Origin of the sequence: Paenarthrobacter sp. NPDC056912 (genome assembly GCF_042786555.1) — a bacterium.
In the GTDB taxonomy this organism is placed as follows: Bacteria; Actinomycetota; Actinomycetes; order Actinomycetales; family Micrococcaceae; genus Arthrobacter.
In genome coordinates this window covers 51,767-68,588 of record NZ_JBHUCD010000029.1, presented here as the reverse complement: position 1 = coordinate 68,588, position 16,822 = coordinate 51,767, and the positions used below count along the sequence as shown (strand labels likewise).

The following is a 16,822-nucleotide window of genomic DNA, read 5'->3' as shown; positions in this document are numbered from 1 at the left end:
GTCGTTGCCGTGTTCGCAACATGACCAGCTTCAATATCAGCCTGCGTGATCGCATACGTCGCCGTCGCGGTCACGGACTGACCCGGAAGAAGTTCCCCCGGGGTTCCCGGCCAGACGTAAGCCAAAGCCGACAGACCAGCCAACGGATCATTAATCGTGACACCCGTGAGCTTCACATTGCCCGTGTTCGTGGACGTGAACGTGTAGGTGATCTGGTCACCCACAACAGACGGGTTCTGAATGCCGGAAGCATCAGCGGTCTTAGTGAACTCCATGGCCGGAGCCGGGGTCAACGGAGTATCCGTCGTTCCCGGAGGAGGCGTGACTGGAGGACCAGTCGGAGGATTACCCGTCGTCGTTGCGGAGTTGGCAACGTGACCGGCGTCGATGTCAGCCTGCGTGATCGCATACGTCGCCGTAGCAGTCACCGACTCATTAGGCAGCAAAGTACCGGGAGTACCCGGCCAGTTGTACGTCAAAGCCGACAAACCAGCCAACGGATCATTAATCGTGACACCCGTCAACGGAACGTTGCCCGTGTTCTTCGACGTGAACGTGTAAGTGATCTGGTCACCCACAACAGACGGGTTCTGAATACCGGAAGCATCAGCGGTCTTGGAGAACTCCATGCCCGGAGACTGAGCCAATGTGTTGTAGATCTTGCACTCGATCTGCGCGCGGGCCTGGCCCGTGACATCGAAACCAGGGTTGGCGGCTGTACCGGCGTTGGTTACGGAGACGGCGGCACCGGTGTTTGCATTGATGCAGGTCGCATTCTGGTTTCCTACGGGCAACACCTGATAACCGGGTTGTTGAGTCTCCAGAACACGGACAGCGCCGGACGTCGTCGGGCTGGTGAAACCGAGGCCGAAGTTGACGGTTCCGTTTCCACCAGAAGTGGTCGTCGCCGAATTCGGCGCCACGACACTGACGCCAGAGGCGACACCGTTGGCGTTGAACTCCCAGCCGGCAGGAGCCGGAGTGGCATCCGCGACAGTGCCGCCACTGGGCACAATCAACTTCTGGACCTGAATGCTGCCTTGGCAGTTGGCTTCAGCGAGAGCAGCGAGAATGCCGGCCGCATCTGTGAAGTTTGCTGCACGGAAGTAGTCGGAATCCTCCACGACGCCGGAGACGGCCCGCAGGTTGAGTTCGCTTTCCGGGGTCAAAGCCGGGCCAGCACCCATCGCAAGTACGCGGGTCCCCTGTGCCTTGAGCTGGTTAGCCGCAAGGATGCCGGCGTCAACGTCCTGCAAGGAGTTGATCGCACTGGCGTTGTCGATCGGGTTGGTGCCGTACATGGTCGGGTTACCGTCGGTCAGCAGGACCACCATGTCGTAGTGAATGCCCGAATCCGCAGCTGCTACGAAGCCCTGATCCCAGTTCGTTCCGCCGCCATACGACCAAGATGCGTACTGTGCCTTGAAGGCACTTGCCTGAGCAGCCGTGGTCACGGGCAGCAGCGCGGGGTGGTTGGTGGCGTTGTTGCCGGGGCTGACATTCGAGAAAGAGTAGAGCGACATTTGGGTAGGCGTTCCGCTGAACGCATCCACGAATGTGCCCATGGCGGCTTTGAGCTCGGCCAATCCACTGGCGCCCAGCGACCCCGAAGTGTCAGTCACCAGGGCGATTTTCAGCCCACAGGTAGCCGGAAGGGGCGGGTTGGTCCGCGACTGGCTCCAAACTCCAGTGGTGCGACCCACGTTGGACGCGTAGTCGCCTTCCTCCCAGTTGTCTTCGCGGTTTCGCATGAAGCCGCGATCAGGCTCGGCCGAGTCGGTCCACGATGCATCGGGAGCGAGTGCCGTGGTGGAACGGTAGGTCACGCCAGCACGCAGCTCGACGTCGGTGCGGAAGCGGTAGTCCCAGGTGAATTCGGGAGCTGCCGTGTTCTCGCCCACGCGCATCTGCGGGTTGTCATACCAGCCGCCGGGCGTGGTTTCCTGAACGACCCAGAATCGAGTGTCCTCTGGCACGCCCGTGTCCGAGATCGTACCCGGACGGATCGGGATGACGAAGCTGCAGTCACCATTCGCGTCCGAGGTACAAGTGGTCCAAGACCAAGCAGCGTCATATCGCGGGCCTGATGCGCCCTGATTAACATTGACGCCATTGTTGCTGCCCACGCTGGCCGATCCAGGCCCGTGAAGCGCCAACGTGACACCTGCCAAGCCGGCGACTGTAGCGCCTGCATTTCGGTCGCCGGCCACTTTGACGGTGACCACGGCTTCGCCGGGCCCCGGAGTCGGCACGGCTGCTTCTGCAGCCGACACGGACACACCAGGCACGAGGCCCAACGTGGAGGTCAGCAGCCCCAATGTGACGAGCACGGAGGTGGCTGCCCGGCGTACCGGGCGTAAATTCCTTAGCGGGTTTAACCCGTCCGCTTTGGCGGCTGTCGCCGCCAAAAGCTTCGATGGACGTGAGTGATTCATTGGCTCTCCTGTATCTTTCGTCACATCAAAAGGCCCGGTCCGGTGATACGGGCCAGCCTCTCGCGTGACTTTTCGGGATTAGCGCTCGGCTACTGTCGGTAGTCCAGTAGGACTGCACAACAATTCGTGTCGCCGAAAGCTGAAATCACGTTCTTGGGGAATCGCAAATCGGGTCCCGACTTATCTAGTGTCAGAAGCCGCGAGATCATGACGCGAAAATCACCAAGAAATGTTTGGAGTCAGAACAGAAACCACCCTCGTCAGCTCGTCGCCAGCACCTTCTCGGCTGTGTGGATGACGGCGGCGGGTGTTCGGTGAGGTCCGTACCCACAACTCGTTCGAAGCCGTGGCGATGACGTTCCGCGCGACCGAATCGTCGTGGAGGGGAAGTGCTGCACGGCTCCCTGGAGGATCGGGAAATCTCCCAGGTCCTCACGATCACGGTCTACCAGCGGATTCGTGAGCATCCCTAACTTAGGCACCATCAGGATTTCGCGTGCGCACTGGCTGAGTGTCGTCGCTTGCTCGATTCTTCAGGGCAAAGGCCACGAGTCCGTCGATTGGCGGGCGCAAGGGATCCTTGCGGCGCCAGATGGCCCGCAGGGACCGGCGCAGGTCAAGGGTCACAGGGACGTTGATGAGTGCGCCCGTCTCCAGCGTGGAGCGCACTGCGACCTCGGAAACCACAGCTGGACCCACTCCGTTCAGGGCGGAGGCGATGATGACGTTCGTGGAGCCCGCTTCAAGCACGACGTTCGTCTTGGCCCCCAGGGCCTGTTCAAACGTTTCCCGTGTTCCGCTGCCGGTTTCGCGCACGACGAGTGGCGTGGCCACAAGCTCGTCCCGATCGATCGGCACAACGGCCTTCGCCCACGGATGATCAGGCGCGACGACCACAACAAGTCGGTCGGATCCAACCTGGCACGACGCAAGGTCCGGCACCTTCACGGCGCTCTCAATGAACCCCAGCTTGACCTGTCCCTCCCGGACCATGGTCACTACCTCTGCACTGTTAACCACCACCATACCGATGTGAATGCCGGGCTGCGATCGATGCAGATCGGCTAGCCAGCGTGGGAGGAAGAATTCTGCGATGGTCAGGCTGGCTGCGATTTTGAGGTCACCGCGGCGCTGCTCGCTGAGCGCCCCGATGCCTACCTGGAGCCGGTTGAGTTCGTTCATCACGTTGCGCGCCCAGGCGCTGACGGCTTTGCCGTCCTCAGTGAGGTACGAACCCCGGGTGGAGCGCGTGACGAGTGAGAGTCCGTACCGGGACTCAAGGGATCGCAGCCGGGCGCTGGCGGCAGGCTGGCTGATTGCGAGTTCGCGGGCGGCCATTCCGAGGCTTCCGTATTCATCGATCAGCAGCAGCAGCCTGAGCGACGCCAGATCGGGGAAGTTGGTCATAACCACAGCCTATGACCAACGTCGATTTTGGTGACTACTGGGCACTGCCTTGGCCCTCAATGCTGGAATCATGTTTCAGAATCGCTCGCTTCCTGTGCTTGTCCGATGGTTACTGCCAACGACGGCGGGTTTGGCGGCTTGGGCGCTTGGCCAAGTGATGCCACTGGTAAGCCCACTGCTGATAGCGCTGATTCTTGGCGCTATGATCGTCAATACGCCAGCAGGCGCCCACAGGCTTTTCGCCGGACACCAAGCTGTCACCAAAGTGATGCTGCGACTGGGCGTCGTCCTTCTTGGCCTGCGCCTTCCGTTGGCGGACATTCTTGCGTTGGGCCCCCGGGTCCTGGTGGTCATTGCCGTAGTCGTGGGGGTGACGTTCGTAGCTACGTCCATGATCGGAGATCGACTCGGCATCGACCGGGGAATGGTAACGCTCATCGCCACCGGATTCTCCATCTGTGGCGCAGCGGCGATTGCCGCCGTCGAGGGTGGAATCAAACGCCGAAATGAGGACGTGGCGCTGGCAATTGCCATGGTTACGCTGTTCGGCAGCGCCATGATTGTGCTTCTTCCACTGGCGTCGAAGGCCCTTGGCTTGTCCTCCGTTCAGCTGGGCGTGTGGGCCGGCGCTTCCATTCACGAGGTTGCCCAGGTAGTTGCCGCAGCCACCACAGGTGGCGCTGCCGCCGTCGCAATCGCAACCACAGTGAAGCTGGGCCGCGTCGCGCTGTTGGCAGTCGCCTATGTAGCGGCTCGACGACGGGACGGTGGCACTCAGGTTGACGGCGCCAAACCTCCTGCCGTCCCTTGGTTCGTCGTCGGATTCCTTGTAGCCGCAGCGGTTGCTACCCTCCGGATGCTGCCTGGGCCGATTCTTCAGGGCGCGGATTTCGCCACCACCATTCTCCTCGCGTCCGCAATGTTCGGGCTTGGCCTGGGAATGCACGTTCGCTCCCTGTTTCCGGTCCCTCTTCGAGTGCTGGGCCTGGCGGCCGCGTCCACAGCCATAGCCGCCTCGGTATCACTTGGCCTGACCGTCGCACTCTTCTGAGCTGCCGACCGTCCGCTGCCCTTCAAGTGAGTCTCGATGGACCGTTGACCAGCGACCGACCACGTCCTATAGTTCACACTAACTTTGTACTTGAGTTCAAAATTAATTGCCAATTCATTGATGAAGGCTGCGTTCAGGTTTCAGCCGTCACCCACCGAAAGGAACCCATGCGCTGGGCCACCTATGAATCCCCCAAAATGGGCAGACCGCTGACCGCACTTCTCCGCGACGGGTTGCTGTATGCCATGCCCGCCGATGTGGAACTCATTGATCTGATCGGCGACAGCGAACGGCTGTCCGAGGCCGCCGATCAAGCCTTTACCGCACCATGTGAAGTGATCAGGCCCGAAGACGTCCGCCTGCTCGCCCCGATCCCCCAGCCTCCGTCAGTCCGCGATTTCATGGCATTCGAAAATCACTACCTGACCTCCACTGCCGCACTGAACGTGCCCGTAAACCCCTTGTTCTACGAGCAGCCCGTCTACTACTTCAGCAACCCGGCGGCAGTGGTTGGTCCCGAGGAACACGTGCAGTTGGCCCCCGGCACTGCGCAGTACGACTACGAACTTGAAGTGGCGGCTGTCATCGGCCGGCCCGGCAAGAATCTGACACCGGAGGAGGCCGAGGCCCACATCGCGGGCTACACGATCCTGTGCGACTGGAGCGCCCGGGACCTGCAGGCCGCGGAGATGACGTTTGCGATAGGTCTGGCCAAGGGAAAGGACACCGCCACCAGCCTGGGCCCGTACTTGGTCACGCCGGATGAGTTGGAGCCGTTGCGCAACGGACACGGCTTCGATCTGGCGATGACGGCAACTGTCAATGGAACCGAGTACAGCAGCGGCAACTGGTCTTCCCTCTACTGGCCATTCGCCGACATGTTGGCCTATGCATCGCGAGGGACCGAGCTGCGCACGGGAGACGTGATTGGCTCCGGAACCGTTGGCACCGGATGCATCCTGGAACTGTCCCGGGTACACGGCGGCGAGCGCTACCCCTGGCTTGAGGTCGGTGATGAGGTAGAGCTGACAGTGGAGCGCCTTGGCAGCATTCGCGCCACCATGGTGCCGGCAGACGACGTCATTCCGCTCAGTCAGGGCCCGCAGCCCGCCGCCACCCACACGCCCTAGAGCCCGGAGACACACATGTTTATCGATACTCATACCCATCTCGGCGGTTTTCCCGCGATTGAAGAACTGAGCGACGTGTTGCTAACGCGCAACGACGTAGCCAGCTGGCGAACCAAGTACCCGGAGATCTTCGAACGCATCCAGCGCGAAGAACCCGTGGACAACTCAGCGGCGCTTCTGGAAGCGATGGACAAGAACGGCGTAGACCTGACAGTTGTCCAACCTACGCCCGGTATTTCCAATGACTTTGTAAGATCCATTGCTCAGCGCCACCCTGGCCGCTTCCTTCCGCTGGCTCAAGCAACCGAGTGGCCCTGGGGAGCTAAACCAAGCTACGAGCTCCCGGACCCAGGCACCCCTGAGCGCGTCGCCAGGGCGGCCGATCGTTCAGTGAACGAGCTGGGATTCGCCGGCATTGGAGAAACCAATACGCAGAGCATCACGTCCCACGTGGATCCTCGGCTGGTGGCAAATGACTTTGCACCGCTGATGGACGTCCTGGCCCCCAGGCGACTCCCCATCCAGTTTCCCAGCGGCTGGACGCAGTTCCCGGGCAACCTTCACTATCAGGACCCGCTGTGGGTGGACGAGCTTGCCGGGCGTCACCCCGATGTTCCCATCATCCTGACGAAGATGGGACGCAGCATCCAGCGCTATTTCGATTCCTGCCTCACGGTGGCCTTGCGAAATCACAATGTCTACCTCGATGTGGTGGGGACCTCAGTGGACCACCTGCGCACCGCCCTGAACGCATTGGGACCAGACCGGATCATGTTCGGCACGGATTGGACATACACCTGGCGTTATCTTCGGGCGCCCGATGACGTCCACAGCACCGCTATCCGCCTCGTCAAAGCCGCCGCCATCAATCAGGATGAGGCCGACGGCATTTTCGGCCGCACCGCCAAGACGGTCTTCAGTATCAATTGACAAGGACAGCCTGGGGCCACGATTGGCCCCAGGCATCCCCCCGGGCTATGCCTCCTCACCCCGCGGCCGCCAAGCGTGGAGGCACGATTCACGCCAGTGATTGGCAATCGTGGAAAGCGGGAGAGTGGCGTCGAGTTGGAAGTATGACTCAATGCCGTTCAGGAAGATGAACACCTCTATTGCTGTCACCTTGCTGTCGACGGAGCTGTCGATTTGCCCGTCACGCTTGGCAACCTCAACAGTGGCGACTATGAGATTCCGAACGTCGTCCGCATGCTTCACCAGCCGATCATGAAGGGGGTCCCCTGTCCGCTTGTTCTCTGCGAGGAGCATGGAAAACATGCCCAGAGTATCCGGACGGGTGACCCAGTTCTCGATGTAGGCGACGATTACATCGAGAAACCCTATGCCAATCTCCGCTGACCAGATTTCCGGGTATCCGTCTTCCTCATCGCGCACATCGAGTGCGGCGTGCAGGAGAGCGTCCTTGGTGCCAAAGTGATGAAGGAGGCCGGTTTTTGATATGCCGGCCACAGCTGCCACTTTCGCGAGCGAGATACCCCGGCCACCCTGCTGGGCGATCATCGGCACTGCTACTGCCATGATTCTGCGCCGCATCAGTTCACCCTTCTCCTGATTGGTCTTCTCTGCGCGTTCGCGCACCATGTCACACTCCTTGAAGGCTCGATTCGACTTCTGCTACATTAGCCCAGAAAGACATAGACCGACCAGTCGGTCTATGTCACTGAGTTTCTCTTGATTCACAACAAAGGAGTTGACATGGAAGAACTGAATGTCGCACGCAATGAAGCGGCGGCAGTCATCACATCGCCGGGAAAGCCACCCGCTGAAGGGGCTTCAGACGGGCCGCAGAAGCCCGTGAGCGGAATGTGGATTACCCTGTTCGCGCTGGCCTACGTGGGTTTCTGGGTTGCTGTCCTGACACCGGGAATCATTGCCATCCCCCTCAAGATCACCACCTTGGTCAGCCCTGATGAGGCGCCCGCTGCCCTCGGCGTCGTCGCCGCGGCAGGAACATTCGTAGGCATGGTCACCACGCCCATCTTCGGTCGCCTCAGTGATCGCACTACCTCACGCTTTGGAATGCGCCGGCCGTGGCTGATCATCGGAAGCCTGATTGGCGTTCTGGCTGGCCTTGTGTCGGGGTTTGCCGGAAGCGTCACTGTTCTAGCAATTGGTTACAGTCTTGCGGCGATCGGCTTCAATTGCGCCTTCGCCGCCCTGATTGCCGTCGTCGCCGACCAGGTCCCAACCCACCAGCGCGGCCGCGTCTCAGGGCTCGTCGGCATCACCCTTCCCGTGGCGCTTGTTGGGGGAACGTTCGTGGTTCAATTCATTGCCAGCGACCCCGTTCTTCCGCTCGTCATTCCGGCAGTCTTCGGCGCCTTCATGATCATCCTGTTTGCCTTGCCCCTCAGGGACCGCCGGCTGGCCCGGGAGGATCGCCCGACGGCGTCCTGGAAGGATCTGGCGTTGACCTTCTGGGTGAATCCGCGCCGGCACCCGGACTTTGCATGGGCTTTCGCCCAGCGGTTCATCTTCATCTTCGCCTATGCGTGCCTGACCACGTATCAGACGTTCTATCTCCTGAACAAGCTCGGCACGCCGCCCTCCGAGGTTGCCGGTCAGGTGTTCCTCGGAGTAGTTGCCCTGTCAGTGACCACCGTGATCTCCAGCATCGTGTGCGGCCGCCTAAGCGACGCCGTGGGCCGACGCAAGCCCTTCATCATCGGCGCCGCGCTCATCTACGCCGTCGCCTTGACCATTGTTAGCAACGCAAATGACTTCACCGGCTTCCTGGTGGGCATGGTGGTAGGCGGATTCGGATTCGGCGCCTACGTGGCAGTCGACTTGGCCCTGGCCACAGAAGTCCTGCCGAACCAAGCCAACGCCGCAAAGGACCTTGGCGTCTTCAACATGGCTTCCACCCTTCCGCAGTCCCTCGTGCCCGCCGTCGCCCCGCTGATCCTCGCATTGGGAGGCGGTTCGTATGGCTTCCTCTTCACGGTGGCCGCCGCAATCGCCGCACTGAGCGTCCTCGCCATCATCCCCGTCAAGTCCGTGCGCTGACCCTCGTTCCATAGAAAGAAGAAACCACCCATGACGCAGCAGACTATGTCCACTTCCGAAGTCACCGTATCCGGTCACGTTGGCCCGGGATTTGAAGCAGTTGAGAAACAGTTCGAGGACTTCCTGGGCGAGGATCCAGGCTTCAGCGCGCAGCTCGCGGTGTACCACCGCGGGGCCCAAGTGATCGACCTGACGGGCGGCCCTGCCCTGTCACCAGAGTCCGTTACGGCCGTGTTTTCCTGCACCAAAGGGGCGGCAGCAATGGTCATGGCCCTGCTGGTGGAGGATGGCCGACTGGATCTCGACGAAAAAGTAGTCCGCTATTGGCCCGAATTCGCACCCCACGGCAAGCACCGGATGACCGTCCGGCAACTGCTGTCCCACCAAGCAGGCTTGGTCAACGTCAAGGGCGGAATGGCACCCGAGGAACTGACGGACTCGCCAACTGCGGCCCGGTTGCTGGCGGACGCACGGCCGCTGTGGCAGCCGGGTGCCGGATTCGGCTACCACGGCCTCACTATCGGAACCCTGATGGAAGAACTCGTCCGGCGCATCACCGGGAGGACTTTGCAGGACGAATACGAGGACCGGATCCGTGGTCCTCGGGGCATTGACTTCTACGTGGGCCTCCCGGAGGATCTCGAACCGCGCTACCGCCCGGTAGCGCCCATGAGGTTGACTGAGGCGCAAGAAGCCGAGGCTGCCGCCAACACCTCCACCCTGGACGGCTATTTCCCGCTGGCGCTGAACTCGCCGAATCACATGCCTGACATCATTGATGGGTTCATTGCGCCCAATCGCCGGGAAGTTCGCGCGGCCGGGCCGGCAGGGGCCGGCGGAGTGAGCTCCGCCCGCGGTTTGGCACGGCTTTACGCGGCAGCCCTGGGGCATATCGGCGACCGTTTGCTGAGCGAAGCCACCATTGAAGCCATGAGCCAGGTACAGATCTGGGGGCGCGACCTCGTCCTTGGCTTTGAGCGCAGCCTCGGCGTCGTCTTCATGAAACCGGACCAGCGGATGAACTTCGGCAGCTACCGGGCCTTCGGTCACGACGGCGCGGGGGGCGCCTTGGGATTCGCGGACCCGGAATATGATCTCGGTTTCGGCTACGTTCCATATCCCTTGCAGTACCCTGGCGGCGCAGACCCGCGCGCCATCAAGCTCTCCCAGCTGGTGCGGGGATGCATCCGGTCCCTTGAGCGGTAGCGATTCGCAGCAGGAAAGTGTACGACGACGGCGCTTGAGTCAGGTGCCTCGGCCCACCGGCAGGGCGCGCGGAAGACGCTGCGCAGGAGACATGCAGGACGGCATGTCTCCTGCAACTGCCGCATTGCCTTGGCGCAGTGCTGGACGCACCGACACCATTGATCGCAATCGCGGCGTCATGCTTGTCCACGGCCTGCGCGCCCTTTAAGTTGCGGCGTTTCCCTCGACGTGGCGCAGGAGTTCCACCAGGGAGGCCCGGGCCTCTTGGTAGCGGGGCCTGCCAAGGAGCGATTCATAGCGCTGCTCGATCTCCGTGACGATAGCTTGGCAGGCTGCAATTGCTACCTGCCCGCGCAGGGTCAGGGTGAGGATTCGGGCACGACGGTCGGCAGGATCCTGTACACGGCTCAGGTAGCCGGAGCGCTCCAAATCGTCGATCAACTCGCCCATCGACTGCGCCGTCATGTCAAAGTGCAGGGCCAGCGCACTCGCCCTGGCCCCCTCCGGACCGAGCGTTTCAAGCACCGACAGATGCCGCATGCGGACGTCCGGGTATCCCGCGCCTTGAATGCCCTGAATCAGCTCTCGTTCAAGCCCGCGTTGGAGCCGCAGAAGGATGATCCCCAGCGGCTCCACCGCATTCGAAGTTGGCATCCAGCCAGTTTACCCACGATTGAAAATAGTAAGGAAGCTTGATCATCAGGTATCCTTACTATGTAAGGTCAACTACTGAAATGGAGCCAGCAATGATCAACATCCACACGATGCTTCCGGCGTTTGAAGTAACCGACGCTCAGGGTGGGGCGCTTAGCCTTACCGATTCCGTAGGTGAGGACAACGTCCTGATCTACTTCATGCGGACCAGCACCTGCCAGGTCTGCATCAACCATCTCCGTGACTTGGCGGGCCACAAGGCAGAACTCGACGCTTACGGAATCCGGGTGATGGTTGCCATCCCGGAGGGACAAGAGGCCGTGGCGCGGTGGCAGGAAAAATACGGTTTCCCTTTCACCGGCATCGCCGCCCAGGCCGGATCGACTCACGCAGAGTTCGGGCTGAACAAGAAGATCTTCGGATCCATGCAGGAATCCGGCGTCGTCCTTGCCGACATCGACGGCGTAGTCCGTTACACGCGGAGCGCTGTGATCGCAACGGGCGCCTACAACTGGCCCGAACTGTTCACCGCAATCCGGGAGCTGACGCCTGAAGCAGCCTAAGACCCGGGCCACTTCAGGCAGCCAAGCTACTGGGTTCGCCGCATTGACGAGGCGGGAGCGGGGGCCGGCCAGTCGGTCTCCGCGAACTCGGGATCGCTGTACTGCTCCATACGGGCCAGGTGGTCACCGGCGTCCTCGGCGAACAAGGTGCTGATGACGGCGGTGGCTGCGCGGGCAGCCACCGCCCCCGCTCCGACCACACTGACGGCCGCGACCCCTTGACTGACGATAGCGGCATCCGCCAGACAATAGACATTGCGCAGCGCAGGGCAGGCGCCAGGTTCAGCCTCCACCAGTCGGTAGTCCCGATCCACCACGGGGTGATGGGCGAACGCCTGCTGGGCACGCTCCGGTAGCTGCGGGTCTTTCCCCACGAACCGCATCTGCGGCAGCAGCCGCCGCCATTCGGGCCGACGACGACCATCCACTTCGAAGCCGGTCGCAGCAATCAGGAAATCGACATTGTGCGGCTGCCCGTTGACCCACAGGGTGAGGGAGTCGCCGTCGGCATGGATGGCGGTGATATCGGCGCCAAGGTGGAGCCGATGAGCGCCGGCCTGCCCTAGACGCTGGACGCTGTGACCCGGGGGCGGCGCACCATCAGCTTGCAGCAGCCTCATGAACTCCGCCCGCATCTCCGGCGCCAACTCCCCGAATCCTTCAATGCAGCCGATGTTGATCAACGCCTTGGCCCGGTGAATGGATGGGACCGAGTTACGTCGGACGAAGAAATCGACCGAGGCCGCGCCATGCTCCAAGGCAGTCGAGGCGTTATCGACGGCGGATGCCCCTACCCCAAGAACGCCGACCCTGCGCCCCGCAAGCAACGAGAAGTCGATCATCTCCGACGAATGGGCATAGAGGTACTTGGGGATGTTCGCCAACATCGCAGGCAGCCTCGCCCCTCCCCACCCGCCGTAGCCAGTGCACACGATGACCCGCCGCGCAGTGATCAGGCGCGTCCCGCCGTCGTCCTCTACAGTTAGCCGCAACCAGCCATTGGCGAGCGGTTCCACGTCCACCACCTCGGACTCATTGTGCACAGGAAGTCCGAGTACCTCCTTGAACCAGCGAAGATAGGAAGCCCAGTCGTCGAGGGGGTAATACGTGAGTTCATCCCACGCTTGGACACCGTACTTCGCCTCATACCAGGCCCGGGGTGTGAGCGACGAGATGCCGGGTGTGGGCCCGAGCCCGGATTTCGCCGTGCGCAGGGTCTTCATCCGCGCCGACGTAGCCCAAGGACCTTCGGCACCCGAGGGGTTCCGATCAAGGACCAGCATCCGATCGACTCCGCGAAGAAGCAGCGACGACGCCACCGCCAGGCCGGTGACGCCGCCCCCGATGACGACGACGTCGAGCACCTCTTCGCCGGCGGCGTCACCTTGGGGCGGTATCCAGGGCGCGGACGGCAGGTCCAGGAGGGACAGCTCCTGGGCTACCCTCGCCTCCAAGGCGTGCAGTCCAATGGGTTGGGTATGGTCAGGTAGCGCGGGATCCGGCGACACGAATTCTCCTTTGGATTGAAGGTATCGGGCCATGCGGGCAGGCCCGGGGTTAGCGGCGACTGGCTACGGAGCTTTCGCCAAGGACGCCTCGTTCCACACCATATTTTCTGTTTCCAGAGGTTGCTTGAGCTCGCCCGTTCCGACCATGGCTTCCATGTTTGCTTTGATGGCGTCCTTGTTGACGTCCACGCTGAAGTACCGCGGCATGGTCTTCACGAGCTCGGCATAGTAGCTGTCAGCCTTGACGCCAGCGGGCACAGGGATGGCCTTTTCCATGACGGCCACAAGTTCCTTTGAATTCTTGGGATCAAGGGCCCACGCATGGATTTTCTCCTGCGCTTTCACGAACGACTTAAAGGCCGCCGGGTTCTTGTCCATCGACTTCTGGGTTGTCCAATAGGCCTGGCTCATCGCACCGCTGGCATCCACTTTGTCTCCGCAACTGCTCAGGGAACAATCCAGGAGAATCGATCCCCGTCCGGACAGTTCCGCGACGATGCCCGCGCTAAAGGCGTCGGCCTGGACATCCACCTGACCAGCTTCCAACGCGCTCGAGCCCTGCCCGGGGCCTCCGACCGGAACGAATGACACGTCACTCGCAGGAAGGTCGGCGCCTTGGAGCAGCAGCTTGACGAAGCGGTCAATGGCGCTGCCCAGGACATAGGTTGACACCTTTTTGTTGGCCATATCCTGCATCACGGCGGGGTAACCCTTGCCTGCCTGCGGGAATTTGCCCTTGTCCTTGACGACGAGTTGGAACAGGGGCTTCTTCAGGTTTCCGGCCACGGCGATCGCGTCGAACCCCTGTTGCTTCGCACTCAGCGCGTTGTCCGGGGTGTTCAGCATGACGTCCACGCTGCCGGCCGATAACGCTGCGGTAGCCTGCGGACCGGCAGCGGTCTCGACGAGTGTCACGTCGAGTCCTTCGTCCTTGTAGAACCCTTCCGCGACGCCTATTTGGGCGTAAATACTGACAATGTTGCCGGGAAAAACGGAGACCTTGAATTCCTGGGACGCGCTTGACGTGGTTGCTTGGCCGCCACATGCGGACAGAGCAGATCCGATCAAAATGAGAGCGCCGAGAGCCGCAACAGCGCGGCCTCGTGGGGATTGAGGACTGGACATATCCCTCTTCTTCTTTGTAGGGGACTTACTTACGGGACTTGTTTTGTTACTGCCAGCGGAGGAAGTAGTTTTCGATCACGCGCATGAACGCCACGGCGGCTGAGACGAGCACGCCCAGCACCAGGAGGATGCCGAACACCGCATCCATGCGAAGGACTCCGGAGTAGAACGCAATTTGCTGTCCCAATCCGCTGCTGGCGCCGATCATCTCCCCGACGACGACGGCCAGGAATCCGTAGATCAGGGCCAGGCGGAGCGAAGCAGCGATGCTGGGCAGGGCGTTGGGGAGCACCAACTTCACAAAGTGTTGCCTGCGGTTTGCTCCAAGTTGGCGGGTGATGGTGTTGAGGTCCGGGTCAACCTGCGTCAGTCCAACAAGCGCGCCGCTGAGCACGATGAAGAAGCAGAGGCTGAAAGCCAGGACAATCTTGGACGTCATGCCCAGCCCGAACCAGACAACGAACAGCGGAGCAAAGGCCACGCGCGGCATGCTGTTGAAGAAGGTAAGGATGGGATCCAAGACATCGTGGAGGAGCTTGCTTTGGGCGAGCACAAAGGCGGCGAGCACACCCGCCACGCTCGCGATGACGAAACCGATCACTGTTTCCAGGACGGTGACTTGCACGTCCGACCAGAATTTGGCCGTTCCGAGGTTGTCCATCAGGAACGCACCAATTGCTTGGGGCGAACTGACAACGAACGGATCCAACCACCCGACTGCCACCATGGTCTGCCAGAGGCCGAGTGCCCCGCCGATGACCATCAAGCGAAGGACCCAAACTGAGAGTGCATGCCGCAATCGCTTCAGGGAGGCCTCGCGCAGTTGTGCCTGGACCCAGGCTGCCGGGTCAATACTGGCGCTGGCCATGGAGATCTCAGACATTGCCCATCACACTCCAAATGTGCTGATACAGATCGTGGTATTCGGCATTCACCTGCAGGGAGTTCAGGTCCCGGGGACGGGGCAGGGGGATGGGAATGTCTGCGGCGATATGGCCCGGTTTGGGTCGCATGACGATCACCCTGTCAGCCAGCGCAATGGCCTCGTGAAGGTCGTGGGTGACGAACATGACGGACCTCTTGTCCTGTTCCCACAGGCGAAGCAACAGTTCGCCGAGTTGGATCTTCAGGTGCGAGTCCAAGGCACCAAAGGGCTCGTCCATGAGGAGAATCGAAGACTTGAGGGCAAAGGTGCGGGCCAAAGCCACCCGTTGCCGCATACCGTGCGAGAGCTGCGACCTGTAGGCGTTTTCGTATCCGGCCAACCCTACTTCCGCCAGGAGTTCTCCGGCGCGGGCACGCCTTTCCTTCTTTCCAACGCCGCTCAATTCCAGCCCGTACTCCACGTTGCGTACCGACGTGCGCCACGGCAGAAGAGCGTCCCGGGCCAACATGTAGGCAACGTCTTTCTGCCCGCTCCGCGGAGTTTTGCCATTGACTTTCACTTCGCCGAACTGTGGCTTGACCAAGCCGGCGGCGATATTGAGCAGAGTCGTCTTTCCGCATCCACTGGGACCGACGATGGCCACGAATTCGTGCTTGCGGATCTGGAGCGTCACATCGTGAAGTGCTTCCACCGCCCGGGCGCCGGACTTGTCGCGTAGCAGGAAGTACTGACCGAGGCCCCGAAAGGAAATCGCGGAGTCGTTTTGCTGGTCCACTCCGGGTTCATCGGTCTTCACGAGTGGGGGTCTGTTCCGGATGCCCACATCACTCACAGTTGTCTCCCCGGCGCATCACCGCGAAGCTGCTTGCCGCTGGCTTGGAAGGTGGAAGCGTGCGTTCTCCGTGAATATTGGGCCGTTTCTTACAAAGCATGCTTGGCCTATCTCTCGCCGGTAAATAGTGAATCGACCGGTTGGTGGATTCCTGCGGTGCTTCGTTGCACGGCAGGGGCAAAACTTAGGGATAGTCATATTTAGACTCAGGTACAGATTCAGTCATGAGTCCATTTCTGTCAATAGGTTCACGTCGCCAAGGTGGACGTTGGTGTAATCTCATACTCGAGTTCACTGAGGAGAATCCGTGCCGGTACAGAACACAGAGCCGTTAAGTCGTGTGGAGCGCCGCAAAAGGGACATGCGGGACCGTCTCTACGCAGCAGCGATCGAGCTTTTCCAGTCCAAGGGCTACCACGCCACCACCATGGACGAGATCGCCGAGCTCGCCGACACGGCCAGAGGAACGGTGTTCAACCACTTCCGAACCAAGAGCGACTTCATCAAGGAATGGGCGAGTCGTCGCCGAAAGATCGGAACCGAGGCCATGCTGGCCACCCGCACACAACCGGGCACCTCAGTCGCTGAGCGGATTCGTGCCTACTTTCATGCGATGGGCCGCATCAACGCGCAAACGTACGAGCTCACCCTTGCCATGGGCATCGGCTGGGTCTCCTCCGGAGGACCCATTGACGATGATCCGTGGATGGCCGACGAGATCCTGGTCCTCCTCCGCGAACTCCGGGCAGAAGAAGTGTTCCGCGACGGAGTCGACCTGAGCGACCTCGCACACTTACTCCGCGATGCCTACCTCGGACTCATGTTTCGCTGGCTGCGCGGCAAGGACGACTCGTTCGACTTCCCGGAGGCCCTCGACCGGGTGATTGACCTGATTCTCGTCGGGGCACTCCCTTCAGTGGCGCCAAACCACGACGGCGACGCCCCGCCGTCGAACGCTTCATAACGTACGCACCTCCCGCACGGCCGGCTGGTCGCCCACGCGG

At 61.4% G+C, this 16,822-nt stretch carries 15 protein-coding genes; 7 read left to right on the top strand and 8 right to left on the bottom strand.

What is annotated here, in order from left to right:
- Together ACFRJ9_RS22740 and ACFRJ9_RS22735 are read right to left on the bottom strand one after the other, a co-directional pair.
- Positions 1–2,435: VWA domain-containing protein (locus ACFRJ9_RS22740; RefSeq protein ID WP_377672875.1), on the bottom strand; the 2,435-nt coding region annotated here is incomplete at its 3' end.
- A 474-nt stretch (positions 2,436–2,909) separates the two neighbouring features.
- Entirely contained in the window at positions 2,910–3,842 is a 933-nt protein-coding gene (locus ACFRJ9_RS22735) for a LysR family transcriptional regulator (protein ID WP_377672873.1), read from the bottom strand.
- 70 nt (positions 3,843–3,912) lie between these two features.
- On the opposite strand from ACFRJ9_RS22735, the gene ACFRJ9_RS22730 reads away from it, so the two are divergent.
- From ACFRJ9_RS22730 to ACFRJ9_RS22720, 3 genes are all read left to right on the top strand, one after another.
- A complete protein-coding gene (locus ACFRJ9_RS22730) occupies positions 3,913–4,893 on the top strand; it encodes a YeiH family protein (RefSeq protein WP_377672870.1) in 981 nt (326 codons plus the stop codon).
- Positions 4,894–5,060: 167 nt separating this feature from the next.
- On the top strand, positions 5,061–6,023 hold the full coding sequence (locus ACFRJ9_RS22725; protein ID WP_377672868.1) for a fumarylacetoacetate hydrolase family protein: 963 nt from the start codon (positions 5,061–5,063) through the stop codon (positions 6,021–6,023).
- A gap of 15 nt (positions 6,024–6,038) precedes the next feature.
- A complete protein-coding gene (locus tag ACFRJ9_RS22720; RefSeq protein WP_377672866.1) occupies positions 6,039–6,953 on the top strand; it encodes an amidohydrolase family protein in 915 nt (304 codons plus the stop codon).
- A 45-nt stretch (positions 6,954–6,998) separates the two neighbouring features.
- Here the strand turns inward: ACFRJ9_RS22720 and ACFRJ9_RS22715 are convergent, their stop codons facing one another.
- Positions 6,999–7,619: a TetR/AcrR family transcriptional regulator gene (locus tag ACFRJ9_RS22715; RefSeq protein WP_377672864.1), complete on the bottom strand. Its 621-nt coding sequence runs from the start codon at positions 7,617–7,619 to the stop codon at positions 6,999–7,001.
- 114 nt (positions 7,620–7,733) lie between these two features.
- Here ACFRJ9_RS22715 and ACFRJ9_RS22710 point away from each other — a divergent pair, with 114 nt between their 5' ends.
- On the top strand, positions 7,734–9,044 hold the full coding sequence (locus ACFRJ9_RS22710; protein WP_377672862.1) for an MFS transporter: 1,311 nt from the start codon (positions 7,734–7,736) through the stop codon (positions 9,042–9,044).
- Positions 9,045–9,074: 30 nt separating this feature from the next.
- Entirely contained in the window at positions 9,075–10,250 is a 1,176-nt protein-coding gene (locus ACFRJ9_RS22705) for a serine hydrolase domain-containing protein (RefSeq protein WP_377672860.1), read from the top strand.
- Positions 10,251–10,454: 204 nt separating this feature from the next.
- On the opposite strand, the gene ACFRJ9_RS22700 is transcribed toward ACFRJ9_RS22705, so the two are convergent.
- Positions 10,455–10,904, bottom strand: a complete 450-nt coding sequence (locus ACFRJ9_RS22700) for a MarR family winged helix-turn-helix transcriptional regulator (protein ID WP_377672858.1) — start codon at positions 10,902–10,904, stop codon at positions 10,455–10,457.
- Positions 10,905–10,996: 92 nt separating this feature from the next.
- On the opposite strand from ACFRJ9_RS22700, the gene ACFRJ9_RS22695 reads away from it, so the two are divergent.
- Complete coding sequence (locus ACFRJ9_RS22695; protein ID WP_377672855.1) at positions 10,997–11,467, top strand: peroxiredoxin family protein; 471 nt, start codon at positions 10,997–10,999, stop codon at positions 11,465–11,467.
- 26 nt (positions 11,468–11,493) lie between these two features.
- Here ACFRJ9_RS22695 and ACFRJ9_RS22690 read toward each other — a convergent pair whose 3' ends face one another.
- From ACFRJ9_RS22690 to ACFRJ9_RS22675, 4 genes are all read right to left on the bottom strand, one after another.
- On the bottom strand, positions 11,494–12,975 hold the full coding sequence (locus ACFRJ9_RS22690; protein WP_377672853.1) for an FAD-dependent oxidoreductase: 1,482 nt from the start codon (positions 12,973–12,975) through the stop codon (positions 11,494–11,496).
- A gap of 63 nt (positions 12,976–13,038) precedes the next feature.
- Positions 13,039–14,100: an ABC transporter substrate-binding protein gene (locus ACFRJ9_RS22685; protein ID WP_377672850.1), complete on the bottom strand. Its 1,062-nt coding sequence runs from the start codon at positions 14,098–14,100 to the stop codon at positions 13,039–13,041.
- A gap of 46 nt (positions 14,101–14,146) precedes the next feature.
- Positions 14,147–14,983, bottom strand: a complete 837-nt coding sequence (locus ACFRJ9_RS22680; protein ID WP_377672848.1) for an ABC transporter permease — start codon at positions 14,981–14,983, stop codon at positions 14,147–14,149.
- A complete protein-coding gene (locus ACFRJ9_RS22675; RefSeq protein ID WP_377672846.1) occupies positions 14,976–15,782 on the bottom strand; it encodes an ABC transporter ATP-binding protein in 807 nt (268 codons plus the stop codon). Before ACFRJ9_RS22675 ends, ACFRJ9_RS22680 begins: the two co-directional genes overlap by 8 nt.
- Positions 15,783–16,125: 343 nt before the next feature.
- Between ACFRJ9_RS22675 and ACFRJ9_RS22670 the strand changes: the two genes are divergently transcribed.
- Positions 16,126–16,782 carry a TetR/AcrR family transcriptional regulator gene (locus tag ACFRJ9_RS22670; protein ID WP_377672844.1) on the top strand — a complete coding sequence of 219 codons (657 nt, stop codon included), beginning with the start codon at positions 16,126–16,128 and terminating at the stop codon, positions 16,780–16,782.
- The last annotated feature ends 40 nt before the right edge of the window (positions 16,783–16,822 follow it).

Coding starts and splice junctions, on each gene's coding strand:
- ACFRJ9_RS22735 (WP_377672873.1), bottom strand. CDS start 3,842: ATGACCAACTTCCCCGATCTGGCGTCGCTCAGGCTGCTGCTGCTGATC.
- ACFRJ9_RS22730 (WP_377672870.1), top strand. CDS start 3,913: ATGTTTCAGAATCGCTCGCTTCCTGTGCTTGTCCGATGGTTACTGCCA.
- ACFRJ9_RS22725 (WP_377672868.1), top strand. CDS start 5,061: ATGCGCTGGGCCACCTATGAATCCCCCAAAATGGGCAGACCGCTGACC.
- ACFRJ9_RS22720 (WP_377672866.1), top strand. CDS start 6,039: ATGTTTATCGATACTCATACCCATCTCGGCGGTTTTCCCGCGATTGAA.
- ACFRJ9_RS22715 (WP_377672864.1), bottom strand. CDS start 7,619: ATGGTGCGCGAACGCGCAGAGAAGACCAATCAGGAGAAGGGTGAACTG.
- ACFRJ9_RS22710 (WP_377672862.1), top strand. CDS start 7,734: ATGGAAGAACTGAATGTCGCACGCAATGAAGCGGCGGCAGTCATCACA.
- ACFRJ9_RS22705 (WP_377672860.1), top strand. CDS start 9,075: ATGACGCAGCAGACTATGTCCACTTCCGAAGTCACCGTATCCGGTCAC.
- ACFRJ9_RS22700 (WP_377672858.1), bottom strand. CDS start 10,904: ATGCCAACTTCGAATGCGGTGGAGCCGCTGGGGATCATCCTTCTGCGG.
- ACFRJ9_RS22695 (WP_377672855.1), top strand. CDS start 10,997: ATGATCAACATCCACACGATGCTTCCGGCGTTTGAAGTAACCGACGCT.
- ACFRJ9_RS22685 (WP_377672850.1), bottom strand. CDS start 14,100: ATGTCCAGTCCTCAATCCCCACGAGGCCGCGCTGTTGCGGCTCTCGGC.
- ACFRJ9_RS22680 (WP_377672848.1), bottom strand. CDS start 14,983: ATGTCTGAGATCTCCATGGCCAGCGCCAGTATTGACCCGGCAGCCTGG.